The 1,724-nt window shown below is 66.0% G+C and carries 1 protein-coding gene; it reads right to left on the bottom strand.

The annotated features are described in order from the left end of the window. A partial coding sequence (locus BKD70_RS23015; RefSeq protein ID WP_070415468.1) for a DUF4118 domain-containing protein occupies window positions 1-1,724 on the bottom strand: 1,724 nt, incomplete at both ends.

Here is a 1,724-nt window from a genome sequence, read left to right as displayed (position 1 = left end):
GCCCTGGGGCGGCGAAAACCGTGCGGCGTTTTCCAACACATTGACCAGGGCCTGCTCAATCAGCGCCGCATGCACATACAACAAGGGCAGTTCCGGCGGCACATCGGTGCTCATCTGCAACGGCGCCAGCACGGCGCGCAATCGCCCAAGGGCACTGCCGACAATATCGCCGGGCGACACCCAATCGCGTGCCAGTTTCAGCGCACCGTGGCCCAGGCGTGTCATGTCCAGCAGATTCTGGATATAACGGTCGAGGCGCTCGGCCTCATCGCGAGTGCCTTCGAGCAATTCGCGGCGATCCTCCAGCGGGATGGCTTCACCCAGGGCCAGCAGGCTGTCAATGCTGCCGCGCATGGACGTCAATGGCGTGCGCAAGTCGTGGGACACCGACGCGAGCAAAGCGCTGCGCAGTTGTTCGGTTTCGCCGTGCAGGCGCGCCGATTCCAGCTCCTGCCCCAGTTGTGCCCGCGCCAGCGCCTGGGCCAGCGGTTGGCTCAACGCGGTGAGTAAGCGACGACGTTGCCCGCTCAATTCCAGGCCAGGCTTGGCACTGACACCCAGCAACCCCAAGGGCCCCTCTTCACCCGACAGCGGCCACCACCACCAACGCCCAAACGGCAAGGTGCCGGTGCCCATGCCGGCCGGCTGATCATGCTGCCAGGCCCAGTCGGCGGCGGCGCGTTCTGCTTCGGTAAGGGTCAACGAGCCACCGGTCTCGACCTTCCAGCCTCCCTGTCCATCGCGATTGACCAGGCACAGGTCGAGTTCGTTCCAACCTTGCAGATGGTGGGCGGCGGCGCTGATGACGGCTTGGCGGTCGGTGGCAGCGGTGAGCTTGCGCGACAGGTCGAGCAGTTCGCTGGTTTCTTCCTGGGTATCGCGCAACGCCTGCAACTGGCGGCGCTGGCGTGCGGCGAGGTTGCCGGTCAACGCTGCCATCAACAGGAAGAACAACAGGGTCAACACGTCTTCTTCGCGCTGGATGGCGAAGGAAAAATTCGGCGGAATAAACAGAAAATCGTAAGTCAAAAACGACAGTGCCGCACACACCAGGGACGGCCCCAGGCTGCTGCGCACCGCCACCAACAGCACGGCGGCAAGAAACACCAGCGAGATGTTCGGCAGCGCCAACGCGCTGGACACGGCCCAGGCCACTGCGGCAGCGGCGAGGGTCGCCACCACCGCCAAGGCGTAATCGAACCACACCAACCCGCGCATCTCCGGCAGGCGTGGCGGTGCAGGCATGTCATCGCTGTCGAGGACGTTGATTTCCAAGCCGCGGGCATTGCGCAACAGGCGTGCCGCCAAGCCGCCACCGAACAGGCGCCGCCGCCAGCGCATCCGTGACTGCCCCACCAGCACTAAACTGGCACGGCGTTCGGCGGCGTGCTGGATGAGGGTCTTGGCCACTTCCCCGGCGCGCAGCAACACCACTTCCCCGCCCAGCCGCTCTGCCAGTTGCTGGGCGTTTTGCAGGCGCAGGCGCGATTGCTCATCCCGCGCACGGCCGTTGTCGATGTGCACCAGGCTCCAGGGCAAATGCCGACGCTGGGCCACGCGGCAGGCATGGCGCACCAGTCGTTCGGCTTGCGCATCGCCATCCACACCGACCAACAGGCGCCCACGCACTGCCGGCGCGGCCTGACCGAGTTGGCGGTAGCCCTGGGCCAGGTCATCGTCGACGTGGGCGGCGGCAGTTTGCATGGCCAGCTCGCGCAGGGCCA

This window comes from Pseudomonas sp. BS-2016 (assembly GCF_001806145.1).
GTDB lineage: Bacteria > Pseudomonadota > Gammaproteobacteria > Pseudomonadales > Pseudomonadaceae > Aquipseudomonas > Aquipseudomonas lundensis.
Note: the sequence above shows the minus strand (reverse complement) of the source record. Positions and strands in the feature narration are given on the sequence as shown.